Origin of the sequence: Nocardia brasiliensis (assembly GCF_042691675.1) — a bacterium.
GTDB lineage: Bacteria > Actinomycetota > Actinomycetes > Mycobacteriales > Mycobacteriaceae > Nocardia > Nocardia brasiliensis_D.
On record NZ_CP170507.1, the window covers coordinates 6,291,061 to 6,316,811 of the forward strand.

The window sequence follows — 25,751 nt, forward strand, 5'->3', positions numbered from 1 at the left end:
GGACATCAGAAAATCCCTTCCGGCGTCCGCGGCGCCCGGTCCAGCACGGCACTCGACACGGTGAATGTCAGCTGATCCAGTTCGCCCGCGGCGAGTTCCGGCGTGCGCTGGGCCGCGTCCAGGAAGCGATCCTGTTCGGCGGCGTCGAGTACGCCTTCGGCGAGCGTGCGGAACTTGGCGATGTACTGCTCCCTGGCGAACGGGCGCGCGCCGAGTGGATGCGCGTCGGCAACGGCGAGCTCGTCGACGATGGTCTCGCCGCTCTTCAGCGTCACCACCGCCCGTGCCCCGAACGCCTTTTCGTTCGGGTCGGTGGCGTGATAGCGGCGCGTCCACTCCGGGTCCTCGGTGGTGGAGATTTTGCGCCACAGCGCGACGGTGTCCGGCCGCTGCGCGCGTTCGGGGGCGTAGGACCGCTCGTGATGCCAAGTTCCGTCTTGCAACGCGACCGCGAAGATGTAAGGCACCGAATGGTCGAGGGTTTCCCGGCTGGCGTGCGGGTCGAACTTCTGCGGGTCGCCCGAGCCGGTGCCGATCACTACATGGGTGTGCTGGCTGGTGTGCAGCACGACCGAGGCGATCTGGTCGAGATCGCCGATGCGCGTACGCATCCGGCGGGCCAGGTCGATCGGCGCCTGGCTCTGATACTCGGCCGAATGCTCTTTGGTGTAGCTGTCCAGAATCGCGCGCTTCGCCTCGCCCGGACCGGGCAGCGGCACCCGGTATTCGGCGGCCGATCCGCCGAGCAGCCAGGCGATCACGCCGTCGGCGCCTTCCCAGATCGGCGCGGGCGCGCCCTCGCCGCGCATCGCCCGGTCCACCGCCTCGACCGCCATTTTCCCGGCGAACGCGGGCGCGTAGGCCTTCCAACTGGAGATCTCGCCCTTGCGCGATTGGCGGGTCGCGGTGGTGGTGTGCAGCGCCTGGCCGATCGCCTGGTAGATCGTCTCGGTGTCGAGCCCGAGCAGCGTGCCGATCCCCGCGGCGGCGGACGGCCCGAGATGCGCGACGTGGTCGATCTTGTGCTCGTGCAAGCAGATTCCGCGCGCCAGGTCGATCTGGATCTCGTAACCCGTTGCCAGGCCGCGGATCAGGTCAGCGCCGCTCCGACCGAGGTGCTGCGCCACCGCGAGGATGGGCGGGATGTTGTCGCCGGGGTGCGAATACTCCGCCGCCAGGAAGGTGTCGTGAAAGTCGAGCTCGCGCACCGCGACTCCGTTGGCCCAGGCCGCCCACTCCGGCGACACCCAGTGTCGCGCGGGCAGCCCGAACACCGTCGCGCCCGATCGCCCCGGTCCCGGTCGATACGGCTGCGCGAGTGCCTGGGCGCGGGCGCTGGTCACCGGGCGGCGGGTCAATGCCGCCGCCGCGACGGCCGCGTTGTCGATGATCCGATTCACGATCATCTCGGCGACCTCGGCGGTGACCTCGACGGGGTCGGCGGCGACTTCGGCAATCTTGGTGGCCAGGTGTTCCGAGCGCGGGAAATCGGCGGCGGCGGGGCGGGCGCGTACGATGTGTGTCTTCATGCGTCCTCCAGATCAGCGGTGAAAGAACCTCTCTTCGCACGCTACGCAGCTGGGATCTCGCGCAAAATACCTCGCAGCGGCATATTTCTGCGGGAAAGAAGTCCGGATATTGCGATGATTGCGAAGATCCGGGGCTACGATCTTGCCGTGCGGAAGATGTACGCGGGAGCTCGCCTTCGCCGATTACGCGAAGAGCGCAGGCTCACCCAGGCGGCTCTGGCGAAGTCGCTGGATCTGTCGCCCAGCTATCTCAACCAACTGGAGCGCGACCAGCGACCGCTCACCATCCCGGTACTGCTGAAGCTCAACTCCACCTTCGATCTGGACGTCCAGTTCTTCGCCGCGGATTCGGACGCCCGCCTCGTGTCGGACCTGCACGAGGTGCTGATCGACGCCGCGGGCGGCCACACCGCGCCGCTGACCGAGGTGGAGGAACTGGCCACCAGACAACCCGAGGTCGCCAGGATCGTCGTCGCGATGCACCGCAGGCTGCGCGCCGCCACCGACCAGCTCGATCTGCTCTCCGCTCGGGTGTCCGCACCGACCGGCGCCCCCGGCATGCCGATGCCCTACGAAGATGTGCGGGACTTCTTCTACGACCACCACAATCACATTCCGCAGCTCGACATCGCCGCCGAGCAGCTGTTCGAGCAGTCCGGCCTGACCATCGGCTCGCTGGATCGCCAGCTCGCCAGGGTGGCCGAGGAACGCGCCGGGGTCACCGTGCTGGTGCGCGGCGACGGCGCGGATCCGTCCATCCCCAAACGGCAATACGATCCCGACAGCCGAACCCTGACCCTGGCCAGGCGATTACGGCCGGGGCAGCGCGCCTTCCAGATCGCGACCACTCTCGCGTTCCTGCTGTACGGCACCGAGTTGGACGGCGTCCTCGCCGAAACCCCCTCGCTCACCGGTGAATCCCGCACGCTGGCGCGGATCGGGCTGGCCAACTACTTCGCCGGCGCGCTGGTGCTGCCGTATGGGCGTTTTCTGCGCTCGGCCGAGGACCTGCACTACGACATCGACCTGCTCGGCCTGCGCTTCGAGGTCGGTTTCGAAACCATCTGCCACCGGCTCAGCACCCTGCAACGGCAGGGTCAGCGCGGGGTGCCGTTCTTCTTCGTCCGCACCGACCGCGCGGGCAATATCTCGAAACGCCAGTCCGCCACGGCTTTCCACTTTTCCCGGGTCGGCGGCAGCTGCCCGCTGTGGGTGGTGCACGAGGCCTTCGCGTATCCAGGTCGCATCCTCACCCAGATCGCCGAAATGCCGGACGGGCGACGCTATCTGTGGGTCGCGCGCACCGCGATGACCGCGCCGCACGGATTCGGCACCGCGACAAAGAACTTCGCGATCGGACTCGGCTGCGACATCGAATACGCCGAGCGGCTGGTGTATTCGGCCGGTCTGCAGCTCGACGACCCGGCGACGGCGGTGCAGATCGGCGCGGGATGCAAGGTCTGCGAACGGCCGTCGTGCCCACAGCGCGCGTTCCCGCATATCGGCAGCCCGCTCGCGGTCTCCGAGCACACCAGCACCGACCTGCCCTATCCGCGCGTCGGGCGCTGATCCCCCGCGATCCCGGTGAGCTTGTCCGGATTGGCCACCGCGTAGATCCCCCGGACCTGCTCGGAGACCGGATCGATGTCGAGCACGACGACCGCGAACGGCGCGTCACCGGAGAACACCACCGCCGACGGGTCGCCGTTCACCCATCGGTACTCGACGCCGATGTCCGGAACATGGCTCAGCACAATGGGACTGGTGATCAGCCTGGCGACCTTGTCGATGCCGTGGATCGGTCGCAGCGCCGCCCGTTGCTTGCCGCCGCCGTCGGACCAGAACGTCACATCCGGTGCCAGCAACGCCATCAATCCCGCCAGGTCGCCGCCGAGCTGAGCCGCCAGGAACTTCTCCGTCACCTCCCGCTGTACCCGTGGGTCGGCTTGGTGGCGCGGCCTGCGGGCATGGACGTGTTCGCGCGCCCGATGCGCGAGCTGCCGGATCGCGGTGGTGCGGCGACCGAGCATCTCGGCGATCTCGGCGTGCGGGTAGCCGAACACCTCGTGCAGCACGAACACCGCGCGCTCCAGCGGCGTCAGCGTCTCCAGCACGACGAGCATCGCCATCGAGACCGATTCCGCGCGCAACGCGGGCTCGGCGGCGTCGACGGTGTCGCGGGCCTCCGGTTCGTCGGCGACCAGCGGCTCGGGCAGCCAGGGACCGACGTAGGTTTCCCGCCTGCGGTTGATGGCGGCCCGCCGGTCCAGCGCGTGGTTGACCGCGAGGCGCACCAGATAGGCACGCGGATGCTCGATCTCCGGACCTGCCGCCCGATTGCGCGATACCCAGGACAACCACGCGTCCTGCAGCACGTCTTCGGTGTCGGCGACGCTGCCGAGCATGTTGTAGACCACCGAGAACATCAGCTCCCGATGGTCGGCGAACACCCGCGTCGCCTCCGTGTCCACGATCTCGATCATCACTCCTCCTCTATCCGATCTTGCTTCCTTAGAGCCGGGCGAGGCCGCAAAAGGTGACACGTGCCCGCGAAATGTGATCCGGCTCTCCCACTGTCACGTCTCGCGCGGACCGGCGGTCTCAGGGTGGCAACGGATGAGATCTCGTCCGGACCGAGAGAGGACATCGAGTGCGTACACCCACCGAAACACCGTCGTTTCTGACCACCCGCCGCGGCAAGCTCACGCTGGCGCTGCTGTGTCTGGTCGCCTTCCTCGACTTCGTCGACAGTTCGATCGTCAATGTCGCGCTGCCCACCATTCAGCACGAACTGGGACTGTCGGTGTCGACGCTGCAATGGGTCACCAGCGGCTACCTGTTGACCTACGGCGGGCTCATGCTGCTCGGCGGCCGGCTGGCCGATCTGCTCGGCCGGCGCCGGGTGCTGATCGCCGGGACGATCCTGGTCGGCACCGCGTCGGCCATCGGCGGCCTCGCCGAGACCAGCGGGTTGCTGATCGGCGCGCGCTTCGCCCAGGGCGTCGGCGCCGCGCTGATGCTGCCCGCGGCCCTGTCGATCCTCACCACCAGTTTCCGCGAGGGCGCCGACCGCACCACCGCACTGAGCGTGTGGGGCGGAACGGCCGGACTCGCCTCTGCCGCAGGGGTTTTCCTCGGCGGCGTGCTGACCGAAGGGCCGGGGTGGCGCTGGGTCTTCTACGTCAACACCCCGGTGAGCGTGCTCGTGCTGGCCGCCATTCCGTTCCTGGTGCCCAACGACCGGCGCAACGAGATTCGTGGCGGCTTCGATGTTTTCGGTACGGCGCTGGCGACCGGCGGTCTGATGCTGCTGGTCTACGGCTTGGTGAAGGCTCCGGAACATGGGTGGGGCGACGCGCGCACCATTGTCCAACTCGGTGTGGCCGCGGCACTGCTGGTCGGCTTCCTGATCAATGAGCGGTTGACCAAGGACCCGCTCGTCCCGCTGTCGATCTTCCGCATAAGGGGTCTCGCGGCGGCCAATCTGACCCACCTGACGCTGGCCGCGGGCATGCTCGCGATGTTCTTCTTCGTCACCCTCTATATGCAGGAGGTGCTGGGGTACGGGGAATTCCAGGCGGGCAACGCCTATCTGCCGGTCAGCCTCACCATCGGCGCTGTCGCCGGAGTGACAGCGAAGTTCATCGCCAAGACCGGCACCCGGCCGCTCATCGTCGCCGGTTCGGTGATTTCCGGGCTCGGCCTCATCTGGCTGTCGCGGATACCCACCGATGGCTCCTACCTGGTCGATCTGCTGCCCGCCATGGTGGTCATGTCGATCGGAATGGGCGTGGTGTTCGTCGCCAACACCACCGCGGCGAACGCGGGCGTGCCCGCCGAGCAAGCCGGACTGGCCGCGGCACTGCTCAATACCGGCCAGCAGATCGGCGGAGCGCTCGGTCTGGCCGTGCTGACCGCGGTGGCCACTTCACGCACCGCGGCGCAGTTGACCGTCGGTCACGCACCCGTGGAGGCGATGACTTCCGGTTTCCGGCTCGCGCTGTTGATCGGCGGGCTCATCACGATCGGCGCTGCCTTCATCGGCTGGCGGACCGTCAACTCGCGTGGCGAGGACGTGTCGCTGCCTACCGCGGCACCTGCTGAAACAGTCGTCGCCTGAGGCAAACGAAGGCCGGGTATCGAAAGTCGGTACCCGGCCTTTTGGTCCGTCGCACCTCGTGTTCCATTCATCCAAGCCCACGATGGTGCGCAGGTCTACCGTGCGAAGTATGGCAACGACACACTCTTCCACCGCGGACAGCTCGCTTCGGGAACAGCTCGTGCGTCTCCTCGACGACTGGATGGCGGCCATCGTCGCCAATGACGCGACCAGGATCGCCGACTACATGACCGAGGACTGGGTGATGGTCTCCGAGAAAGGCGTGGGGACGGCCGAGCAGTTCCTGAGCCTCGTCGCCTCAGGTGAGCTGACGCATTCGGCGATGCAGCGGGTCGGCGACGCCAGGATCGAGCGCTACGGGAACGTCGCGGTGCTGACGGTGCGGGCCACCAATACCGCGCACTACCAAGGCAAGCGGTTCGACGCCGACGAATGGACGACGGACGTCTACGTCGAGACCGAGCGAGGGTGGCGGTGCGCGCTCACCCAGATCACCACGGTCGCGACCGACTGATCCGGTTGCCGGGCAACTGATTCAGGACTTGGCGAGGTACTCCAGGCGCTCGGAGTCGACCGCGGCGTGCATCATGCTCGCCAAGCCGGGGTGCTTCTTCAGGCCCGGATCGGCTTCGACCACCTCGCGAGCGAGTTCCTGTGCGGCGGTGATGACTTCGAGGTCGTCGAGCAGCGAGAGCAGGCGCAGCGAGCGCGCCGTTCCGGACTGGGCCGCGCCGAGCACGTCGCCCTCGCGGCGGGTGCGCAGATCGAGCACGGCGAGTTCGAAGCCGTCGGTGGTGGCGGCGACCGCGTCCAGCCGCGCCATCGCCGAGCCGCCCGGCGCGGCATCGGTGATCAACAGGCACAGTCCTGGATGCTTGCCGCGGCCGATCCGGCCGCGCAGCTGATGCAGCTGGCTGACGCCGAAGCGGTCCGCGTCGACGATCACCATGACGGTCGCGTTCGGCACGTCCACGCCGACCTCGACCACGGTGGTGCACACCAGCACGTCGACCGAGCCGTCGTTGAACGCGCGCATCACCTGATCTTTTTCGTCCGCGGGCAGCCTGCCGTGCAGCAGGCCGACCCGCACTTCGGACAGCGGCCCGTTACGCAACATCTCGAAGACGTCGAGCGCGGCCTGCGTTGTCGGGCCTTCCTTTTCGGGTTCGGCGGCCTTCGCCTTGCCGTTGCGGGGCTTGCCGGAGCCCTCCTCGTCGTCACCGATCCGGGAGCACACCACGTAGGCCTGCCGACCGGCCTTGACCTCTTCCACGATGCGCTCCCAGGCGCGGTCGACCCAATTCGGATGCTGCCTGCGCGGAACGACTTTGGAGGTGATCGGGGAACGGCCTCGCGGCAGTTCGGTGAGCGTGGAGGTCTCCAGATCGCCGAGGGTGGTCATCGCGATGGTGCGCGGGATCGGTGTCGCGGTCATCACCAGCAGATGCGGGCTGGTCCCGGCTTTCGCCTTGGCACGCAGCGCATCCCGCTGTTCGACACCGAAGCGGTGCTGTTCGTCGACGACCACCATGCCGAGGTCGAAGAACTCGACATTGTCCTGGATCAACGCGTGCGTGCCGATCACGATGCCCGCCTCGCCGGTCATCGCCGCCAGCAGCGCGGCCTTCTTGGTCGCGGCCGACATCGAACCGGTGACCAGCACGACCTTCGTCGCGTGTTCGGCGGCGCCGAGCTCCCCGCCGCTACCGAGATCACCGAGCATGCCGCGCAGCGACCGATAGTGCTGGGCGGCAAGCACTTCGGTCGGCGCGAGCAAGGCGCACTGCTGGCCCGCGTCGACGATCTGCAACATCGCCTGCAACGCGACGATGGTCTTGCCCGAGCCCACTTCGCCCTGCAACAACCGGTGCATCGGATGGCTGCGCGACATGTCCGCGGAGATCTCCGCGATCACCTGCTGTTGGCCGGCGGTCAGCTCGAACGGCAGCCGCTGTTGGAACTCGGCGGCAATGCCGTCCGGGCGCGGCGGACACGGACGGGCGGCGCGACCGGACACTTCGTGGCGGCGTTCGGCGAGCACGAGCTGCAAGGCCAGTGCCTCGTCGAAACGCAGCCGCTCGCTGGCCTGGTCGATGTCGGACTTGCGCTCCGGCAGGTGGATCAGGCGCAACGCGTCGGAGATCTTCATCAGGGCCCGGTCGTTCCGGATCTCGTCCGGCAGCGGGTCGTCGATCGGATCAAGCTGATCGAGCACCTGTCGGACGCAGGCGAGTACGTCCCAGCTCTGCACCTTCGCGGTGGCCGGGTACACCGGGATGAACTCGCGTTCCATGAACGAAGTGTCCACTCCCCCGGCACCTTTGGCGCTCTGCGCCAAGCCGCGCAGGTCACCGCCGCCGCGCACGGTGGTCATCGTGCCGACCGACTCGTCGTCGGCTTCGGGCAGGATCAGATAGCCCGGATGGCTCAGGTTCCATTGGCCGGGCCGCCAGTAGTTCACCGTGCCCGACATCATCGCCCGAAGCCCCTCGCGGACAACGTATTTCACCTTGTCGCCATTGAAGAAGGTGACGTCGACGCCGCGCCCGGAGCCGGAACCGGTATCCAGCACCACCTTCAGCAGCGAACCGCGGCGGTTGCGCATCGGCCGCAGCTCGGCCTTGGTGATCCGGCCGATCACGGTGATGTGCGAACCGTCTTCCGGCTCCTCCTCGGTGAGCGGCTGCCCCTGGGTCGCGTAGCGCAACGGATAGTGCCGGAGCAGGTCCTCCACCGTGTGCATGTCGAACGCGTCGACCAGCGAGCCCGCCGCCTTCACACCGAGAACATGGTCGAGCCGATCACTCAGGGTCGCCATCTACTCCACTCCGATCTGCACCAGATCACCGTGCTGCCCACCGGAATACACGGTGACCTCCACGCCGGGAAAGCTTTCGCCGATGTGCGCGGCGAGGTCGTCGGCCAGGCCGTCCGGGGCCGCCGCACCCATCAGTAGGGTGACCAGCTCACCGCCGAAGGCGAGCATCCGATCGAGCAGCGTCAAACCCGCCGCGCGCACATCATGGTCGATCACCACCACATCGTGGCCGACCAAGCCGAGCCCATCGCCCGCTTCGCATGTTCCCACCATGGTGAGCGCGCGCTCTTGCGCGGCGCGCAGCGAACCCCACCGGGTGGTCGCGGCCGCCTCCGACATGGCGAAGGCGTCGTCGACGGCGATCCGGCCGCGATCGTGCACGGCGAGCGCCGCGAGCCCCTGCACCATGGACGCGCTCGGCAGCAGCAGCACGTCGCGGTGCGCGTCACGCGCGGCCACACCGACCGCGACCAGGTCGTGCGCGGGCAGCGCGCCGTTGGGTAGGACCAGTACCTCGCGATTCGGCATCGCGCGAATCGCGGCGAGCAGCGCGGCGGCCGTCACGGCGCCGTCACCGCCGAGCACCACCGCCCCGGCGTCCTCGAACAGCGCGGCAGCACCGTCACCGGCCGCCACCGCCAGGATCCCGCGATCGGCGGGTCCATTGGTTTCCTTCGCCGAGTCCATGGTCGTGTGGGTGACAAGATGCCCCGATGACATGTCGTGCAGGGTTGTCGCGAAGCTCTCGATGCGGATTCCACTGAGCTGCCCCGCGGCGATTCCGGCTTCCACAGCCGCGCCCGCGTCCGCGCAATGCACGTGGGCCGACCAGGAACCGTTCCCGTCGCCGACCACCACTACCGAGTCGCCGAGCTCGGTGAGGCGGGCGCGCAACCGCGTCAGCTGCTCGAGGTCGGTCTCGGCGAGCAGGTACATCACCTCGTATTGCGGTGCTGCCGAATCGGTTTCACCGTCGCTGGGCTCCGCGGCGCGCACGGTGACCGGTTCGCTCGGGGCGTATTCCGGTCTGGCCGGAATCTCGCCGAGCGTCACCGAGACCAGGCTGTCCAGGAGCACGACGAGTCCGCGCGCACCCGCGTCGACGACACCCGCGTCGCGCAGCACGCCCAGCTGGGACGGGGTGTCACCGAGCGCCTTGGCGGCACCGTCGGCCGCGGCGAGCGCCACGTCGGCGAGCGAAGTATCCGGGCAGGCGTCGGCGCTGGCGGCCGCACAGTCGAGGACGGTGAGGATGGTGCCCTCGATCGGCACGCTCAATGCCTCGCGGACCAGCACCGAGGCCCGGTTCAGGGCATCACGCAGGGTGACGGCCGACAGCGGTTCGGTCCGGACCGCCTCGGCGATGCCGCGCAGGACCTGGGACAGGATGATGCCGGAGTTGCCCCGGGCGCCGACGGTCGCACCGTGCGCCATCGCGGCGGCGACGTCGTGCGCCGACACCGTGGCGCTCGCTTTCGCGTCGGCGGCGTCCATCGCGGCGCGCATCGTGGCCAGCAGGTTGGTGCCGGTATCCGCGTCCGGGATGGGGAAGACGTTGAGTGCGTTGATCTCCTCGCGCCGGTTTTCCAGGCCGTCGAGGCAGGTTCGGCCCCAGCGCAGCAGCGCAGTGCCGTCCATCACATCCCGCACTCCGGGCACCGTCACCCCTTCTCTGTAGTTCACTTGCGGCGTTCCCGGTCCCGCCGTGGTTACGCAAGCTGCCGCCCGCGGGTCATCGCCGTGGCACCCGCCGCCCGCAAGATTAGCGGGCGATACCGACATACAGTGGGTACCCACCACGTGTTCCGGCAACGTCCGAACCCACCCGGTTTGGTGGATCCGGGGCCGTCCAGCTACCCTTGCAGGGTTGCCTCGCGTGGCCGTTGCCGGTTTGCGCTGGCCGATGTCAGTCGGCAGGGGTACGTCAATACATTGTTTCCGGACATGCTGCCCGCGGGCGGCGGTCCTCCACATGACATGAAGGAGTTCGCGACTATGGCTGCCGTCTGCGACGTCTGCGCCAAGGGCCCCGGCTTCGGGAAGTCGGTCTCGCACTCGCACCGGCGCACCAACCGTCGCTGGAACCCGAACATCCAGACCGTTCGCGCCCAGGTTGCGCCGGGTAACACCCGCCGCATGAACGTGTGCACCTCCTGCCTCAAGGCAGGCAAGGTCGCCCGCGGCTGATTCAGCCCCGGCTGACCGGTACGAGACCGACGCACGCCCCGGCACCCTCACGGGTGGTCCGGGGCGTAGTCGTCGATGGGCGAAAATCGTGGGTATGACCGAGCCCGGGTGGCGCATCGCCCCACTTGCCGCCGAGCACACCCACCGCCTTGCCGAGTGCCACATCGACTGCTGGCGTGAGGCCTATCGCGAGTTGGTGCCCGCGCACGTGCTCGACGCCTTCGATGTCGAGCGGCGTGCGGCGCAATACGAGCGCAACCGTGTCGAGTACCCGGGCCGGATACAGGTGGCGCTCGTCGGCGACGAGGTGATCGGCTTCGCCGGAGCGGGCCCGACCCTCGACGACCCACCGGTGCCACCGCTGCAGTTGTATGCGCTGTACGTCCGTTCGCCCTGGTATGGCACAGGCCTCGCGCACGATCTGCTGCGCGCCGCGCTCGATCCGACGGTGGCGTACTCGCTGTGGGTCTTCGAGGAGAATCCGCGCGCCCTGGCCTTCTACCGCAAACATGGGTTCGCATTGGACGGCACCCGAAGGGTCGAGGCGTTCACGCCGTCGATCGAGGTTCGGATGGTGCGGGAGCCAGGCGACTGGTGAGATCCGAGGCCACCCTGCACTGGAGGGCTCTCGCCGAGGACGAAGAACCGGCCGCAACGAACCCCCAGATGCGCACTCCCCTGGATCAGCAGTATCCGTAGGCCATAAAGTGCTGATCATGACCTCCACCGAGCAAGCCGGGTACGTCAGCACTGTCGACGGCGTTCTACAGATCACCATCGCGACCGCCGCCAACGGCACGTCCATGGATTTCGGCGGGATCGTCGCGGGCACAGCCGCGCTGCGCTCGCTCAGCTCCGAGGTCGGCGCCGTGCTGTTGCGGGGAACCGGCACGAACTTCTGCGCGGGCGGCAATGTGCGCGGCTTCGCTGCGGCCTCGGATCGCGCCGCCCACATCTACAGCCTGGCAACAGATCTGCACCATTTCGTGCGCGCACTCGACGCGACCACCGTTCCGGTCGTGGTCGGCGTACACGGCTGGGCGGCGGGCGCCGGGATGAGCCTGGTCTGTGCCGCCGACATCGCGATCGGCGGGCCCAGCACCAAGCTGCGCCCGGCCTATCCGGGCATCGGCTTGAGCCCCGACGGCGGCATGTCCTGGACGCTGCCACGCATCGTCGGACTCGGCCGAGCCCGCGAAATCCTGCTCACCGACGCTGTTTTGGACGCCGAGGAGGCGGTGCGGCTGGGCATCCTCAGTCGGCTGGTGGCCGACGAAGAGGTGCGGGCCGAGGCGCTGAAGCTGGCCCGAACCCTGGCCACCGGACCGCGTTCCACCTACGCCGGCATCAAAACGCTACTGGCGCAATCGGCTTCGTCATCGCTCGGCGATCAGCTCGACCGCGAACGAGACGCCATCGCCGCCGCGGCCAACAGCCCGACCGGCCGCGAGGGCGTCGACGCATTCGTCGAGAAGCGAAAGCCGAATTACGCGTAATGCCGACCGTCGGCCGCCAACGCCACAGTCGCGGCACCTGATCTGGCCTGAATACGCGGAGAGGCGGAACAGAACTTCGCCACCGCGTCGGTGAAGGAGTCGTTGTCGTCCCCGGCCGCGGTGTGCGCCGCACCGCCGATCTCGACCAGCTGCACGTGCGGGACCAACTCCTGAAACGCCGCCGCGCCTTCGGAACTCACCACATCCGAGCGCATCCCGCGCACCAGCAGCACCGGGATCGTCAATTTCCGCGCGGCCGCTTCCATCTGTTCGGTCATCGCCGACGGGTCCTCGGCGCGGTGGGCCAGCATGTCCGGGTCCCAATGCCAGTACCAGCGGCCGTCGCGCTGCCGCAGATTGCGCAACAGACCGTCGGTGTTGGCCGGACGCGGCCGGTGCGGCAGGTACTCGGCGACGGCATCGGCCACCTGCTCCAGATTGTCGAAACCGTTGCGGTGCTTGCCGAGAAAGTCGATCACCCGCTCGATACCGGCCCGCTCCGGCCTGGTGACGATGTCGACGAGTACCAGCGCGCTGATCGCCGCGCCGCCGGGGGCGGCGGTGGCGAGCAGGCCGGTGATGCCGCCCATGCTCGCCCCGACCACGACGGCGGGCGCACCGAGCTGTTCGAGCACGAGCAGCAGGTCCGCCACCATGGTGTCGCGCCGGTAGTCGCCGTCTTCGGACCACGCGCTGTCGCCGTGCCCGCGGGCGTCCAGGGTGACCACCCGCATGCCGGACGCGGCCAGCTTCGCACCGGTCTGTTTCCACGAGTGCCTGGTCTGCCCGCCGCCATGCAAAAAGACGACGAGCGGACCGTCGGCCGGGCCGAACTGGTCTGCGGCCAGCTCGATCCCACCCGAACCGCGCAGCCGAAGTGGTGCGGGCTCGAGAAGTTTGTTCGCATTACTCACGAACCGAGGATCGCATAGAACCGGTTATGGTTCGCGGGCGAGCCTCCCGAACGGCTGGGTCAGCAGTCCCACTTGCCCGAAGCGCTGAGGGTGCGCTGCAGCAGGCAGGCGACCTTGGCGTTGACCGAGGAGGAGATGGTGGAGGAACCGTTGGAGGTGAACTCCTCGCCGATCGGCGTCGAGGCGGTGTCGGCGGCCTGCGCCGTGGTGTCCGTGGCCTGCTCCAGCGGCAGACCCGCCGCACTCGCGGTCGCGGCGCCGCCGGCCAGGGCAGCGCAGAAGGCCAGGGTGGCGGTGGTGCTGCGCAGCGCGCCTCGAACGGTGGTGTTGGGCATGGAAAAGCTCCTCACTCGATTCAATCTCGGTAGATCACACACAGACGCCTGCTCAGGGCAGGCGCCAGTCAACGGGTTCGGCGCCCAGTTCGTCGAGCAGTTCGTTCACTCGGGAGAACGGACGGGAACCGAAGAAGCCGCGCGACGCCGACAGCGGCGAGGGATGCGCGGACTCGATGTAGGGCACCTCGGCCGCGACCAAGGTGGGTTTGAGGGTCGCCGCGTCGCGGCCCCAGAGGATCGCGACCAGCGGCTCGTCCCGCGCCACCAGCGCGCGAATCGCCTGCTCGGTCACCGCCTCCCAGCCCTTGCCGCGGTGCGAGGCGGGCTGTCCGGGCGTTACCGTCAACACCCTGTTCAGCATCAGCACGCCCTGATCGGACCACGGGGTCAGGTCGCCGCAGGACGGCGTCGGATGACCGAGATCCTTGGTGTATTCGGCGAAGATGTTCGCCAGACTGCGCGGAACCGGCGAAACATCCGGTGCGACAGAGAAACTCAGGCCCATTGCGTGGCCGGGGGTCGGGTAGGGGTCCTGGCCGACGACCAGCACGCGGACCGCGTCGAAGGGGCGCTGGAAGGCGCGCAGCACGTTCTCTCCGGCCGGTAGGTACCCGCGGCCCGCCGCGTTCTCTTCCCGCAGGAACTCACCCATGGCGGAAATCCGATCCGCCACCGACTCGAGTGCCTTCGCCCATCCCGGATCCATGATTTCCGACAGTGGTTTCGCGCCCATGACCGCACAACTTAGCGTGGTTCGCCCGCAACCGCCGAGTCCACCCCACCGAACGATTCCCAGCCGGCGCTGCCCGGCCGCGGCGCGCCGTCGACCGTGACGCCGTGACCGGCCGACACGCGCCCGATCGGCACCCAGCCCGCGGGCAGCGCACATCCGGGCGACCAGGTACCGACGAACGCGTGATCCTCGCCACCGGTCAGAATCCATTGCGTCGCATCGGCATCCAGGCGTGCGGCGATTCGGTCGAGGGCGTTGTCACGGAGCGCGGCCGAATCCAGATCGATGGCGACCTCGGAGGACGCGGCGATATGGCCGAGGTCGGCGAGCAGGCCGTCGGACACGTCCGTCAGTGCGTTCGGTCCGAAATCGTCTTGCGCCCGATCGGACGCACCGACAGAACTCGGCCGCTGGTGAGGCGCGTTGCCATCGGCATCCGCCACTGTGGAATCCGGTGTCTCGGCCGCTGTTGTGCCACTCAGCGCATTGAGCACCGCCGCGTAGGGCGGCTGCGGGACACGGTGCGCGGCAAGCGCTTCGGCGAAGTCGTCGGATTCGGCACCGGCGGTCAGGATGGCAAGACCGGCGGCCGACCAGCCGAGACGGCCCGCGACGGCGACCGTATCCCCCACCCGCGCACCGGCTCTGGTGATGGCGGCGCGGCCACGCAGGTCACCGAAGGCGGTCACCGAGATGACGATGTCGCGGCTGCGGACCAGGTCACCACCCGCGATGGAAGCTCCGGCGCGGGCCGCTTCGGCCCACATCCCGTCGGCCAACCCGTCGACCACGTCGAGCGGGGTGTCGGCCGGGCAGCCGAGCGCCACCACGAAGGCGGACGGTACCGCGCCCATCGCGACCACGTCGGCCGCGTTCTGCGCGATCGCCTTGCGGCCGATGTCCTGGGGGCTGGACCAGTCCAGACGGAAATGCCGGTCCTGCACCAGCATGTCGGTGGTGACCACGAATCGGCCGTCGGGCGCGGCGACCAGCGCGGCGTCGTCGCCCGGGCCGAGCAACACGCCGGGTGTTTGCACCCGGCCGCTGTTGATCCGATCGATCAGCGCGAACTCCCCCAGCTCACGCACCGTCCTCGGCCCCGTGCTCTCGCTGATGACCGGTCCTTTCAGGCGCGCTGCTAGCTGGAATCGCCCCGAAGGTACCCTTTCCAGGGCACTCGAGTACCACCGGGCCGGTCACGGCGCCGCCGCACCCGCGGCCCGCCGACCGGCCATCCAGCGCAACAGGAAGGATCGGTGAGCATGGCGGCGGAATCGTCGGACCGCGATTCGGCGAAGGAGAAGGCCGGGAAACCCGCGGCGGACGCGCCTGCCGTCGACACCCGACCTGATACCGAAGCCGCGCCGAACGCCGTCGGCGCTGAAGCTGCCGCCACTTCGGACGCCGCCGGAGACGCCGGGCCTGCCGCCACTCGATCTGAAACCGTCGCGCCGGACACCGCCGACGGACGCGCGAAGACTGCCTCCGAAAGCGCCGCATCAGACGCCGACACCGCAGCGCGAGCCGAATCCGGAGCCGAATCCACCCACAACGGCGCCCAGGCCGCAAGCACTCGCCAGTACTCGCCCGCCCTCATCGCGACCGCTGTCGCGTTGCCCGTCGTACTCGTGGTCGCGGTACTCGTTGCGGCGATCCTCGCCCGCCGCGCACCCGTCGAACGCGAGCCCCTGGTCCTCGGCCCGGTCCCCGCCCCCGCCGCGACCGGCCCCGCCTGCACCACCCTGCTCCCCGCACTACCCACCGAACTCGGCGAGTTCACCAAATCCACCCTGGTCGAACCCTCCCCACCGGCCACCCGCGCCTGGCAGCGTGCCGACGGCGGCGACCCGATCGTGCTGCGCTGCGGCCTGGACCGCCCCCTCGAATTCAACCGCGCCTCCGCACTACAGATAGTCAACGGCGTCCAATGGTTCGAGGCCCGTGACCAGGCCGCCAAGGCCAGCACCTGGTTCGCCGTAGACCGCGAAACCTACATCGCCCTCACCGTCCCCGACGGCTCCGGCCCCACCCCCCTCCAAGCGGTCTCCGACACCATCACCGCCAACCTCCCCGCCACCCCCCTAGACCCAGCCCCCCTCCCCAACTAACCCGCTCAACGGGACACCCCCGCACCCCCACTCGCACAACCCCGCAGCCACGCCCGGTTGACCGTGCGTCAGGCGCTAGCGGAGGCCGGTGCCGCGGGCGAGCGCGGTTTCGATCAGGGTGGACACCAGGGCTCGGTAGTCGACGCCGGTGGCCTCCCACATTCGGGGGTACATGGAGATCGGGGTGAAACCGGGCATGGTGTTGATCTCGTTGATCACCGGGCCGTCGGCAGTAAGGAAGAAGTCGACGCGGGCCAGACCCTGACAGTCCAGTGCGCGGAACGCTTTGACCGCGAGTTCCCGGACGTTGTCGGAGACGTCGTCGTCCAGCTTCGCCGGGACGTCGAATTCGCAGACGTCATCGAGGTATTTGGTTTCGAAGTCGTAGAACTCGGGTCCCGCCGCGGTCTTACCGTCTTCCGGCATCCGGATCTCCGCCACCACACTTGCTTCCACCCGGCCGTCCGGGAATTCCAGTACGCCGCACTCGACTTCGCGTCCCACGATGCCCGCCTCCACGATCACCTTGGGGTCGTGCGCCCGGGCCGCGGCGATGGCCGTGTCCAACCCGGACCAGTCGGTGACCTTCGTGATGCCGATCGACGAGCCGCCGCGCGCGGGCTTCACGAACACCGGCAGGCCGAGCCGGTCCCGGTCTTCCTCGCTCAGCGTCGTACTGCCGGGCCGCAGCACCACCTGGTAGCCGACCGGCAAGCCTTCGGCCGCAAGGAGTTTCTTGGTGAACTCCTTGTCCATGCCCGCCGCGCTGGCCAGCACACCCGGCCCCACGTAGGGCACCCCGGCGAGTTCCAACATGCCTTGCAGGGTCCCGTCCTCCCCGAACGGCCCATGCAGCACGGGGAACACCACATCGACCGAGCCGAGGGTGGCACCGGGATCGTCGAGCGCGACCAGCGCGCCCGAATCACTCGGGCCCGCGGCCAGGGTCAACGCTGTGCCGGCGCCGTCGACCGACGGTAGCGCGCGATCGTGGAAGCCCAGCGCCCCGATCTCCGAATCGGCAAGCACCCAGGTGCCTTCGGTGCTGATGCCGATCGGCACGACTTCGTACTTCTCCAGATCCAGGTTGCGCAGCACACTGCCAGCCGATACACAGGACACGGCGTGCTCATTGCTCCGCCCGCCGAAAACCACAGCCACCCGGATCCGGTTCGTCATGCCCCGAACCGTACCTGTCTGCGCGCGTGGCTCGCACTGCTACCCATCGCGGTGACGTCGGCGCAATCCCACGTCGGCTACTCCGGCTTGATGCGCCGCCCGAGCAAATTGCCGACGGCTTCGCCTACTGAAACCCCCTCGTGGCACACCTGGTGCACCGCGGTGGTGAGCGGCATGTCGACGTCGTGTTTTACGGCCAGTGCCCGGATGGAGGTGCACGACTTCACGCCCTCGGCCACTTGGCCGTGGGTCGCCTCCTGTGCGGTCTCCATGGAACCGCCGGTGCCGAGTGCGTGGCCGAACGAGCGATTGCGCGACAGTGGTGAGGTGCAGGTGGCGACGAGATCGCCCACTCCGGCGAGGCCCGCCAGGGTGGCCGGTTCGGCGCCGAGGGCGACGCCGAGTCGGATGATCTCGGCCAGTCCTCGGGTGATGATGCTGGCAACGGTGTTGTCCCCCAAGCCCATTCCGGAGGCGATGCCGCAGGCGAGGGCGATCACGTTCTTGGCCGCGCCGCCGATCTCGCAGCCGATCACGTCGGTGTTGGTGTAGGGCCGGAAGTATCCGGTGGCGCTGGCATGCTGCAGCGCGACCGCGCGGTCGGCGTCCGAACAGGCGATCACGGTGGCCGCGGGTTGACCGACGGCGATCTCGTGCGCCAGGTTCGGGCCGGACAGCACCGCGATACGCCCCTCGTCGGCCCCGGTGACCTCGGCGATCACCTGACTCATCCGCAGCAGCGTGCCGATCTCGATGCCCTTGGCCAGGCTCAGGAAAGACGCGTCCGCCCCGATCAGCCCTTTCCACTTCTCCAGATTCACCCGCAGCGATTGGGACGGCACCGCGAGCACCACGATGTCCGCGCCGTCGAGGGCAACGGCGGGATCGTGGGTGGCCGCCATGGGGGGTAGCGGAATATCGGTGAGGTAAGAGGGATTGCGATGTTCGGTGTGGAGTATCTCGGCGACCTCGGGGCGCCGCGCCCAGATCGTGACCTCGGTTCCCGCGTCCGCCAAGACCTTTGCGAACGCGGTGCCCCAAGATCCCGCGCCCAGTACTGCCGCCCTCGTCATCAGCCCAATATGCCATGGAAGGATTGGACGCATGCGCCCGCACGCCGTGCATGCCGTGATCGCGGTCAAGAGCCTCGATCAGGCCAAGAGTCGACTGGCCGACCGGCTGCGCCCGGAACACCGGGCGCGGCTGGTTCTCGCCATGCTCGCCGACACCATGACCGCCACCGCGGCCGTCCAGGAGATCGTCTCGGTCACCGTGGTCACCCCGGACCCGGTGGTGGCCGACCTCGCCCTTTCACTGGGTGCCGAGGTGCATCCGGAACCACGCCCCGCCGGCCTGGACGGCCTGAACAGCGCGCTCGCCGACGCCGCGACGACGCTGCGGCACCGGCACGGACCGGTCGATCTGCTCGCCTTGCAGGCCGATCTGCCCGCCCTGCGGCCCGAGGAGCTGGCCGACGTGCTGACGGTGGCGCCCCGCGGCCTCCGGTCGATCGTGGTCGACCATGCGGGCACCGGCACGGCCGCGCTACTTGTCCGCGACCCGATCGCCGCCCTCGAGCCGCGTTTCGGCCCCGGCTCGGCGAGCAAACACATTGCCGCGGGGGCGGTCGATCTGACCGGCGACTGGCCCGGTCTCCGGCTCGACGTCGACACGGCCGACGACCTCGACCTGGCCATTGACCTCGGAGCGGGCTGCGCGACCAGGGCGGCGCTGCACGACATCGGCTGGCCCGCCCGTATTCACCAACCGGTGCGCCGAGTGTGCTAGGAGATCGCCAGAGTGCGGTGATACACACTTCAATCACAGTGTCGGGCTCCACACCACCCGGTTTGTAGGGGATGATCGTTGGCGTGAGTGAGCGCAGCGAACGAGCCATGTACCAGCGTGCATCGGGCATGCCGGCGCCGAGCGGCAGCGAGGCAAGGTATGAGTGATACGGAAATCGTCAAACAGCAATTGCTTCCTACGCCACCGCCCGCGGCGACACCGATCGCGACCGACGCGTCATTAGTGCAGTTGCCACGTGATCGCTACCTCAATCGCGAGATGAGCTGGCTCGACTTCAACGCCCGGGTGCTCGCCCTCGCCGAGGACGCGTCGCTGCCGCTGCTGGAGCGCGCCAAGTTCCTCGCCATCTTCGCGTCGAATCTCGACGAGTTCTACATGGTGCGCGTCGCCGGGCTCAAGCGCCGAGCCGAGACCGGTCTGCTGGTGCGTTCCGCGGACGGCCGCTCGCCCGGCGAACAACTGGAGTTGATCGCCGCCCGCGCTCAGGAGATCGCCGTGCGGCACGCGCGCGTTTTCCTCGACGACGTGCTGCCCGCGCTCACCGCCGAAGGCATCGCGATCATCGACTGGGCCGACCTGAACGACGATGAGCGCCAACGCCTCTCGGGCCACTTTCAGGATCAGGTGTTTCCGGTACTCACCCCGCTGGCGGTGGATCCGGCGCACCCGTTCCCCTATATCAGCGGCCTGAGCCTGAATCTCGCGGTGACGGTGAAGGATTACTCCACCGGTGGCGAGCACTTCGCCCGAGTCAAGGTGCCGGACAACGTCGATCGGTTCGTCCGGGTGCGCCGCACCGACGCCGGTTCGACCATCGCCGCTTTCCTGCCGATGGAGGCATTGATCGCGGCACACCTGGATCTGCTGTTCCCCGGCATGGAAGTGGTTGAGCAGCACTCGTTCCGGATCACCCGCAACGCCGATTTCGAGGTCGACGAGGACCGCGACGAGGACCTGCTGCAGGCACTGGAACGCGAACTCGCGCGGCGGCGCTTCGGCTCGCCGGTGCGGCTCGAGGTCTCCGACGACATGACCGAGCACATGCTCGAATTGCTGTTGCGCGAACTCGATGTCGACCCCGGCGACGTCATCCAGGTGCCCGGCCTGCTCGACCTGTCCTGCCTATGGCAGGTGTACGGAGTGGACCGGCCGAACCTCAAAGACACGCCGTACGTGCCTGCCACCCCGCCCGCGTTCGGTGAGCGGGAGACGCCGCGCAATGTGTTCGCGGCGCTGCGCGAGGGCGACGTGCTCGTGCACCACCCCTACGACTCGTTCTCCACCAGCGTGCAGCGGTTCATCGAACAGGCCGCCGCCGACCCGCAGGTGCTCGCCATCAAGCAGACGCTCTACCGCACCTCCGGTGATTCCCCGATCGTCAACGCGCTCATCGACGCGGCCGAGGCGGGCAAGCAGGTCGTCGCGCTCGTCGAGATCAAGGCCCGGTTCGACGAGCAGGCCAACATCAAATGGGCACGCGCGCTGGAACAGGCCGGTGTGCACGTGGTCTACGGCCTCATCGGACTGAAGACGCACTGCAAGACCTGCCTGGTGGTCCGCCGGGAAGGCGCGACCATCCGTCGCTACTGCCACATCGGCACCGGCAACTACAACCCGAAGACCGCGCGTCTCTACGAGGACGTCGGATTGCTCACCGCCGCACCGGAAATCGGTGCCGATCTGACCGATTTGTTCAATTCGCTGACCGGCTACTCGCGAAAAGAGAAATACCGCAACCTGCTTGTCGCGCCGCACGGGGTGCGCGCCGGGATCATCGAGCGGATCCAGCAGGAGACGGCGCTGGCGGCACAGGGCAAGGATGCCCGAATCCGGTTGAAGGCCAACGCGATCGTCGACGAGGAGATCATCGACGCGCTGTATCGGGCCTCGCTGGCGGGCGTGCCGGTGCAGATCGTGGTGCGTGGCATCTGCGGGCTGCGCCCCGGGGTGCCGGGGATGAGCGAGAACATCGAAGTCCGCTCGATCCTCGGTCGCTTCCTCGAGCATTCGCGGGTGATGCACTTCCAGGCCCAGGATCAGTACTGGATCGGCAGCGCCGACATGATGCATCGCAACCTCGACCGTCGGGTGGAAGTGATGGCGCAGGTGAAGGATCCGCGGCTGACCGAGCAACTCGGCTCGGTATTCGACTCCGCGTTGCATCCCAACACCCGCTGCTGGGTACTCCGTTCGGATGGCAACTGGCTCGCCCAGCCCGAGCACGCGGGCGACGACGACGTCAAAGTGCGTGACCACCAAGAATTCCTCATGCGGCTGCGGAGACCGGAACAACAGTGAGTGGTGCTACGGGGTACGAGATGGAAGGGGGTCCCTTCTGGGATCCCCGCATTACCGCCAACATTCATGCCGCGGGCGCGGTGCTGTGGCGGCGGACGGCGGACGGCGCCGTCGAGATCGCGGTCGTGCATCGACCGAAGTATCAGGATTGGTCGCTGCCCAAGGGCAAGCTCGATCCCGGTGAGACGCCGGTGCTCGCGGCGGTCCGGGAGGTCCGGGAGGAGACCGGCCTGGACTGCAAGCTCGGCCGCTACCTGGGGCACGTCACGTATCCCGTTCCAGGACACCGCAAGCTGAAGCGGGTCGATTACTGGGCGGCCGAGGTGGCGGGTGGCGAGTTCACCGCCAATTCCGAAGTGGACGTGCTGAGTTGGTATTCGTTGGATCGGGTGATGGAACAGCTGTCCTATCCGATGGACCGGCAGGTGCTGCGCGCGTTCACCCGGCTACCCGCCGACACTCGCACGATGCTGTTGGTCCGGCACGCGAAAGCCGGTCGGCGAGACCGCTTCTCCGGTCCCGACCCGCTGCGCCCACTGGACCGGTCCGGACACGCGCAAGCGCGGGCACTGGTGTCGAATCTGCTGGCGTTCGGGGCATCCGAGATCCATTCGGCCGATCCGGTGCGCTGCGTGCAAACCGTGACGCCGTTGGCCGAGAAGCTCGGCGTCGAGATCATCCTGGAACCGCTGCTATCCGAAATCGGTTATGCCGCAGCGCACGACGAGGCACGCCAACGGATCGTCTCGTTGGTGTCGGATACCGAGGTGCCCGTTGTGTGCAGTCAGGGCAAGGTGATTCCGGATCTGCTGCGGTGGTGGGCGCACCGCGACGGCATCACCTTGCCGTCCGCGCGTAACCGCAAGGGCAGTGTCTGGGTGCTGTCCTTCGCGGGCGGCCGACTGGTCGCCGCCGACCATCTCGACCGGTCGCTGTCGTCGGAGGTCGTGAAGTCCTGACCGTGCCGTCTTGAAAGACGGGTACGGGCACCCCAAACGGCCCCCAGAAGGCTCCTACACCGCTCATAGAGACGGGACCGGACAACGAACACGGCCCCAAAGGCTCCAGCCCACCGGGCGAAAGCTTCCGCACGGCAGACCATGGACGACGAAACGGCCCCGGAGGCATGCCTCCGGGGCCGTTTTTGATCGGTAAGGGCGGGCGATGCGGCCTTACGGCCGATCACCGGGTGCCAATACCGTACTGCCGCAGTATTAGCGACGGCCGCGAGCCGGTGCCTTCTTGGCAGTCGACTTCTTGGCGGGCGCCTTCTTGGCGACGGTCCTCTTTGCCGCCGTGGTCTTCTTGGCCGCCGTGGTCTTCTTGGCGGCCGTGGTCTTCTTGGCCGCCGTGGTCTTCTTGGCGGCGGTCTTCTTCGCCGGCGCCTTCTTGGCGGCGGTCTTGGTGGCAGTCGCCTTGCGAGCGACGGTCTTTGCGGGTGCCTTCTTGGCAGCCTTCTTCGCCGTCGTCTTGGCGGGGCCCTTGGTCGGGGTCGCCTTCTTGGCGGCGGTCTTCTTCGCCGCCGTCTTCTTGGCGGCCGCCTTCTTCGCCGCCACCGGGGCATTCACGCCACGCTTGACGGCGGGACCGCTCTGGGCGAGCTTCTGCTTACCCGCGATCACGGCCTTGAACTGAGCGCCCGGACGGAACGCGGGCACCGAAGTGGGCTTCACCTTGACGGTTTCGCCGGTGCGCGGGTTCCTGGCAACTCGAGCCGCACGCTTACGCTGTTCGAACACACCGAATCCGGTGATTGTGACGCTCTGACCCTTGTGCACCGCGCGCACGATGGTGTCGACCACATGCTCGACTGCCGCGGTGGCCGTGCGCCTGTCCGTACCCAACTTTTCGGTCAGAACGTCGATCAGTTCCGCCTTGTTCATTGAATCCTCCGCAGACTAATGGCCCGTCGTCGGACCGACTAGGTACCACGGTAAACCCACTTTGGGCAAGAGTCTATGTGCCACGCCAAAATTCATGTGGTTTAGCACACGTCCAGCTACCGGCCCCCTGGCGATCCAGCTAACACCCCGGGGTGTTTAGTGCTGCGAAATATGTGCCGGGAGGGTAGTGGGTTTCCATGCTGGCCTTGCGTTTTCATACTCGGCGATGGCGTCGCTGCGGCGCAGCGTGAGCCCGATGTCGTCCAATCCTTCGAGCAGACGCCACCGTGTGTAGTCATCAATATCGAACGGCAACACGGCGGTTCCAGCGGTCACCGTGCGTGCCTCGAGGTCGACAACCAATTCGAGTCCGGGCTGTTCCTCGAGCAACTTCCAGAGCATTTCGACATCGTTCTGTGACATCTGAGCGGCCAAGATCCCGCCCTTACCGGCATTGCCGCGGAAGATGTCGGCGAACCGGGACGAGATCACCACCCGAAAGCCGTAGTCCGACAGCGCCCAAACGGCGTGCTCACGAGAGGATCCGGTACCGAAATCCGGGCCCGCCACCAGCACGCTGCCCCGCTTGTACGGCTCAGTGTTCAGAATGAAGTCCGGATCGTTGCGCCACGCGGCGAAGAGTCCGTCCTCGAATCCCGTGCGCGTCACGCGCTTCAAGTACACAGCTGGGATGATCTGATCAGTATCGACATTGGAACGGCGGAACGGCACGCCGATCCCCTTGTGCACGGTGAAGGCTTCCATTGATTCTCCTGAGTCGGTAGGGGTATCGCGTCCGGTCAGACCAGATCCGCAGGCGAGGACAGGGTTCCGCGGACCGCCGTCGCGGCCGCTACGAGCGGGGAAACCAGGTGCGTACGGCCACCTTTGCCCTGTCGGCCCTCGAAGTTACGGTTCGACGTCGAGGCGCACCGCTGGCCCGGCTGGAGCTGATCCGGATTCATTCCCAAGCACATTGAGCAGCCCGCCTGCCGCCATTCAGCGCCCGCCGCAGTGAAAATCTCGCCGAGTCCTTCTAATTCGGCCTGCGCGCGAACCCGCATCGACCCCGGTACAACCAACATTCGCACTCCGTCAGCGACCTTGCGTCCCTTTAAAATCCCGGCGACAGCACGCAAATCCTCGATGCGCCCGTTGGTGCACGAACCGACGAATACCGTGTCGACCGACACCTCGCGAAGCGGAGTGCCCGGCTCCAAATCCATGTACCGCAGCGCCTTCTGCGCCGACTCCCGCGCCGTCTCATCGGCGATCTGGGCGGGGTCTGGCACCGATTCGCCAAGGGGCGCGCCCTGTCCCGGGTTGGTGCCCCAGGTGACGAACGGGGTCAGCTCGCTCGCGTCGATGTGCACCTCGGCATCGAAAACCGCGCCCTCGTCGGTCTTCAGTGCCTCCCAGGCGGCCACTGCGGCCGTCCAGTCGGCTCCCTGCGGGGCGTGCGGGCGTCCCCGGAGGAATTCATAGGTTGTTTCGTCCGGGGCGATCATGCCCGCTCTGGCGCCCGCTTCGATGGACATGTTGCAGATGGTCATTCGGGCCTCCATCGACATGGCGCGGATCGCCTCGCCGCGGTACTCGAGCACGTAGCCCTGGCCGCCGCCGGTGCCGATTTTCGCGATGACCGCCAAAATCAGGTCCTTGCTCGTCACACCGGGCGACAAGGTGCCGTCCACGGTGATCGCCATCGTCTTGAACGGGCGCAGCGAGAGTGTCTGGGTGGCAAGGACATGTTCGACCTCCGAAGTGCCGATACCCATCGCCAGCGCGCCGAACGCGCCGTGCGTCGAGGTGTGACTGTCCCCGCACACCACCGTCATTCCCGGCTGGGTCAGGCCCAGTTGCGGGCCGACGACGTGCACGATGCCCTGATCCAGATCGCCCATCGGGTGCAGTCGCACACCGAATTCCGCGCAATTGCGGCGGAGTGTGTCCACCTGGGTGCGCGAAATCGGGTCGGCGATCGGCTTATCGATGTCGGCGGTCGGGACATTGTGGTCCTCGGTCGCGATGGTGAGATCGGGCCGTCGCACCGGCCTGCCCGCCGCGCGGAGGCCGTCGAAGGCCTGCGGGCTGGTCACCTCGTGCACGAGATGCAGGTCGATGTAGATCAGGTCGGGCTCGCGCCCGGCGCCCTCGCCGGTACCGCGGGCGACGACGTGCTGCTCCCACACCTTTTCGGCCATGGTGCGTGGCTGTGCCATTCTCGGTCACCTTTCGACAAGCATCCGGTCCGCGATCCGGGCTGGGAGCGCGGCGGCGGCTGCACAAGTTTTCGGATATGCGAGGTCGGATGCGCCGTGGGACATTCCGCGCCGGTG

The 25,751-nt window shown here is 67.8% G+C and carries 23 protein-coding genes; 10 read left to right on the plus strand and 13 right to left on the minus strand.

What is annotated here, in order from left to right; translation table 11 throughout:
• Positions 1-5: 5 nt before the first annotated feature.
• A complete protein-coding gene (gene prpD / locus ACFK0J_RS28995) occupies positions 6-1,529 on the minus strand; it encodes a 2-methylcitrate dehydratase PrpD (protein ID WP_378732650.1) in 1,524 nt (507 codons plus the stop codon).
• A 147-nt stretch (positions 1,530-1,676) separates the two neighbouring features.
• Between prpD and ACFK0J_RS29000 the strand changes: the two genes are divergently transcribed.
• Positions 1,677-3,098, plus strand: coding sequence for a short-chain fatty acyl-CoA regulator family protein (locus tag ACFK0J_RS29000; protein ID WP_218470632.1), 1,422 nt, complete (start codon positions 1,677-1,679; stop codon positions 3,096-3,098).
• On the opposite strand, the gene sigJ is transcribed toward ACFK0J_RS29000, so the two are convergent.
• The gene (sigJ, locus tag ACFK0J_RS29005) at positions 3,077-4,012 is read right to left on the minus strand and encodes an RNA polymerase sigma factor SigJ (protein WP_378732653.1); all 936 of its coding nucleotides are present in this window, start codon (positions 4,010-4,012) and stop codon (positions 3,077-3,079) included. The two genes, ACFK0J_RS29000 and sigJ, sit on opposite strands and share 22 nt — an antisense overlap.
• A gap of 167 nt (positions 4,013-4,179) precedes the next feature.
• Here sigJ and ACFK0J_RS29010 point away from each other — a divergent pair, with 167 nt between their 5' ends.
• Entirely contained in the window at positions 4,180-5,649 is a 1,470-nt protein-coding gene (locus ACFK0J_RS29010) for an MFS transporter (protein ID WP_378732655.1), read from the plus strand.
• A gap of 109 nt (positions 5,650-5,758) precedes the next feature.
• Complete coding sequence (locus ACFK0J_RS29015; protein WP_378732657.1) at positions 5,759-6,163, plus strand: nuclear transport factor 2 family protein; 405 nt, start codon at positions 5,759-5,761, stop codon at positions 6,161-6,163.
• 21 nt (positions 6,164-6,184) lie between these two features.
• Here ACFK0J_RS29015 and recG read toward each other — a convergent pair whose 3' ends face one another.
• Both recG and ACFK0J_RS29025 read right to left on the minus strand, forming a co-directional pair.
• A complete protein-coding gene (gene recG / locus ACFK0J_RS29020) occupies positions 6,185-8,467 on the minus strand; it encodes an ATP-dependent DNA helicase RecG (RefSeq protein ID WP_378732659.1) in 2,283 nt (760 codons plus the stop codon).
• A complete protein-coding gene (locus ACFK0J_RS29025; protein WP_378743129.1) occupies positions 8,468-10,105 on the minus strand; it encodes a DAK2 domain-containing protein in 1,638 nt (545 codons plus the stop codon).
• Between the two features lie 357 nt (positions 10,106-10,462).
• On the opposite strand from ACFK0J_RS29025, the gene rpmB reads away from it, so the two are divergent.
• The 3 genes from rpmB (at position 10,463) to ACFK0J_RS29040 (ending at position 12,150) form a co-directional block, all read left to right on the plus strand.
• The gene (gene rpmB / locus ACFK0J_RS29030) at positions 10,463-10,654 is read left to right on the plus strand and encodes a 50S ribosomal protein L28 (protein WP_039799620.1); all 192 of its coding nucleotides are present in this window, start codon (positions 10,463-10,465) and stop codon (positions 10,652-10,654) included.
• A gap of 94 nt (positions 10,655-10,748) precedes the next feature.
• Positions 10,749-11,252, plus strand: a complete 504-nt coding sequence (locus tag ACFK0J_RS29035) for a GNAT family N-acetyltransferase (protein WP_378732661.1) — start codon at positions 10,749-10,751, stop codon at positions 11,250-11,252.
• A gap of 118 nt (positions 11,253-11,370) precedes the next feature.
• Positions 11,371-12,150, plus strand: a complete 780-nt coding sequence (locus ACFK0J_RS29040; protein ID WP_378732663.1) for an enoyl-CoA hydratase/isomerase family protein — start codon at positions 11,371-11,373, stop codon at positions 12,148-12,150.
• Here ACFK0J_RS29040 and ACFK0J_RS29045 read toward each other — a convergent pair.
• The 4 genes from ACFK0J_RS29045 to thiL are packed head-to-tail and all read right to left on the minus strand — an operon-like array spanning position 12,141 to position 15,223.
• On the minus strand, positions 12,141-13,064 hold the full coding sequence (locus ACFK0J_RS29045; RefSeq protein ID WP_378732665.1) for an alpha/beta fold hydrolase: 924 nt from the start codon (positions 13,062-13,064) through the stop codon (positions 12,141-12,143). The genes ACFK0J_RS29040 and ACFK0J_RS29045 overlap by 10 nt on opposite strands.
• Before the next feature lie 59 nt (positions 13,065-13,123).
• The gene (locus tag ACFK0J_RS29050) at positions 13,124-13,399 is read right to left on the minus strand and encodes a hypothetical protein (protein ID WP_218470640.1); all 276 of its coding nucleotides are present in this window, start codon (positions 13,397-13,399) and stop codon (positions 13,124-13,126) included.
• A 52-nt stretch (positions 13,400-13,451) separates the two neighbouring features.
• Positions 13,452-14,135, minus strand: a complete 684-nt coding sequence (locus ACFK0J_RS29055) for a uracil-DNA glycosylase (RefSeq protein WP_378732667.1) — start codon at positions 14,133-14,135, stop codon at positions 13,452-13,454.
• A gap of 11 nt (positions 14,136-14,146) precedes the next feature.
• Positions 14,147-15,223, minus strand: a complete 1,077-nt coding sequence (gene thiL / locus ACFK0J_RS29060; RefSeq protein WP_378732669.1) for a thiamine-phosphate kinase — start codon at positions 15,221-15,223, stop codon at positions 14,147-14,149.
• Between the two features lie 174 nt (positions 15,224-15,397).
• On the opposite strand from thiL, the gene ACFK0J_RS29065 reads away from it, so the two are divergent.
• Entirely contained in the window at positions 15,398-16,243 is an 846-nt protein-coding gene (locus ACFK0J_RS29065; RefSeq protein WP_378732671.1) for a DUF3515 domain-containing protein, read from the plus strand.
• A gap of 75 nt (positions 16,244-16,318) precedes the next feature.
• On the opposite strand, the gene ACFK0J_RS29070 is transcribed toward ACFK0J_RS29065, so the two are convergent.
• Positions 16,319-17,422 carry a D-alanine--D-alanine ligase family protein gene (locus ACFK0J_RS29070; protein WP_378732673.1) on the minus strand — a complete coding sequence of 368 codons (1,104 nt, stop codon included), beginning with the start codon at positions 17,420-17,422 and terminating at the stop codon, positions 16,319-16,321.
• A gap of 77 nt (positions 17,423-17,499) precedes the next feature.
• On the minus strand, positions 17,500-18,495 hold the full coding sequence (locus tag ACFK0J_RS29075; RefSeq protein WP_378732674.1) for an NAD(P)H-dependent glycerol-3-phosphate dehydrogenase: 996 nt from the start codon (positions 18,493-18,495) through the stop codon (positions 17,500-17,502).
• A 31-nt stretch (positions 18,496-18,526) separates the two neighbouring features.
• Between ACFK0J_RS29075 and cofC the strand changes: the two genes are divergently transcribed.
• The 3 genes from cofC (at position 18,527) to ACFK0J_RS29090 (ending at position 22,488) form a co-directional block, all read left to right on the plus strand.
• On the plus strand, positions 18,527-19,210 hold the full coding sequence (cofC, locus tag ACFK0J_RS29080; protein ID WP_378732676.1) for a 2-phospho-L-lactate guanylyltransferase: 684 nt from the start codon (positions 18,527-18,529) through the stop codon (positions 19,208-19,210).
• A 159-nt stretch (positions 19,211-19,369) separates the two neighbouring features.
• Positions 19,370-21,529 (plus strand): RNA degradosome polyphosphate kinase, encoded by a 2,160-nt coding sequence (locus ACFK0J_RS29085; RefSeq protein WP_378732678.1) that lies wholly within the window; start codon positions 19,370-19,372, stop codon positions 21,527-21,529.
• A gap of 20 nt (positions 21,530-21,549) precedes the next feature.
• The gene (locus ACFK0J_RS29090; RefSeq protein WP_378732680.1) at positions 21,550-22,488 is read left to right on the plus strand and encodes an NUDIX domain-containing protein; all 939 of its coding nucleotides are present in this window, start codon (positions 21,550-21,552) and stop codon (positions 22,486-22,488) included.
• A gap of 255 nt (positions 22,489-22,743) precedes the next feature.
• On the opposite strand, the gene ACFK0J_RS29095 is transcribed toward ACFK0J_RS29090, so the two are convergent.
• The 3 genes from ACFK0J_RS29095 to leuC all read right to left on the minus strand — a co-directional run bounded on the left by ACFK0J_RS29095 (position 22,744) and on the right by leuC (position 25,634).
• On the minus strand, positions 22,744-23,412 hold the full coding sequence (locus ACFK0J_RS29095; RefSeq protein WP_218470651.1) for an HU family DNA-binding protein: 669 nt from the start codon (positions 23,410-23,412) through the stop codon (positions 22,744-22,746).
• Between the two features lie 156 nt (positions 23,413-23,568).
• Positions 23,569-24,177, minus strand: a complete 609-nt coding sequence (leuD, locus tag ACFK0J_RS29100) for a 3-isopropylmalate dehydratase small subunit (protein WP_218470652.1) — start codon at positions 24,175-24,177, stop codon at positions 23,569-23,571.
• Between the two features lie 35 nt (positions 24,178-24,212).
• Complete coding sequence (gene leuC, locus ACFK0J_RS29105) at positions 24,213-25,634, minus strand: 3-isopropylmalate dehydratase large subunit (RefSeq protein WP_378732683.1); 1,422 nt, start codon at positions 25,632-25,634, stop codon at positions 24,213-24,215.
• Between the last annotated feature and the right edge of the window lie 117 nt (positions 25,635-25,751).

Coding starts and splice junctions, on each gene's coding strand:
- ACFK0J_RS29095 (WP_218470651.1), bottom strand. CDS start 23,412: ATGAACAAGGCGGAACTGATCGACGTTCTGACCGAAAAGTTGGGTACG.
- ACFK0J_RS29025 (WP_378743129.1), bottom strand. CDS start 10,105: ATGGACGGCACTGCGCTGCTGCGCTGGGGCCGAACCTGCCTCGACGGC.
- ACFK0J_RS29085 (WP_378732678.1), top strand. CDS start 19,370: ATGAGTGATACGGAAATCGTCAAACAGCAATTGCTTCCTACGCCACCG.
- ACFK0J_RS29090 (WP_378732680.1), top strand. CDS start 21,550: ATGGAAGGGGGTCCCTTCTGGGATCCCCGCATTACCGCCAACATTCAT.
- rpmB (WP_039799620.1), top strand. CDS start 10,463: ATGGCTGCCGTCTGCGACGTCTGCGCCAAGGGCCCCGGCTTCGGGAAG.
- prpD (WP_378732650.1), bottom strand. CDS start 1,529: ATGAAGACACACATCGTACGCGCCCGCCCCGCCGCCGCCGATTTCCCG.
- ACFK0J_RS29035 (WP_378732661.1), top strand. CDS start 10,749: ATGACCGAGCCCGGGTGGCGCATCGCCCCACTTGCCGCCGAGCACACC.
- ACFK0J_RS29050 (WP_218470640.1), bottom strand. CDS start 13,399: ATGCCCAACACCACCGTTCGAGGCGCGCTGCGCAGCACCACCGCCACC.
- leuC (WP_378732683.1), bottom strand. CDS start 25,634: ATGGCACAGCCACGCACCATGGCCGAAAAGGTGTGGGAGCAGCACGTC.
- ACFK0J_RS29015 (WP_378732657.1), top strand. CDS start 5,759: ATGGCAACGACACACTCTTCCACCGCGGACAGCTCGCTTCGGGAACAG.
- leuD (WP_218470652.1), bottom strand. CDS start 24,177: ATGGAAGCCTTCACCGTGCACAAGGGGATCGGCGTGCCGTTCCGCCGT.
- sigJ (WP_378732653.1), bottom strand. CDS start 4,012: ATGATCGAGATCGTGGACACGGAGGCGACGCGGGTGTTCGCCGACCAT.
- ACFK0J_RS29040 (WP_378732663.1), top strand. CDS start 11,371: ATGACCTCCACCGAGCAAGCCGGGTACGTCAGCACTGTCGACGGCGTT.
- ACFK0J_RS29070 (WP_378732673.1), bottom strand. CDS start 17,422: ATGACGAACCGGATCCGGGTGGCTGTGGTTTTCGGCGGGCGGAGCAAT.
- ACFK0J_RS29075 (WP_378732674.1), bottom strand. CDS start 18,495: ATGACGAGGGCGGCAGTACTGGGCGCGGGATCTTGGGGCACCGCGTTC.
- ACFK0J_RS29065 (WP_378732671.1), top strand. CDS start 15,398: ATGGCGGCGGAATCGTCGGACCGCGATTCGGCGAAGGAGAAGGCCGGG.
- ACFK0J_RS29055 (WP_378732667.1), bottom strand. CDS start 14,135: ATGGGCGCGAAACCACTGTCGGAAATCATGGATCCGGGATGGGCGAAG.
- recG (WP_378732659.1), bottom strand. CDS start 8,467: ATGGCGACCCTGAGTGATCGGCTCGACCATGTTCTCGGTGTGAAGGCG.
- cofC (WP_378732676.1), top strand. CDS start 18,527: ATGCGCCCGCACGCCGTGCATGCCGTGATCGCGGTCAAGAGCCTCGAT.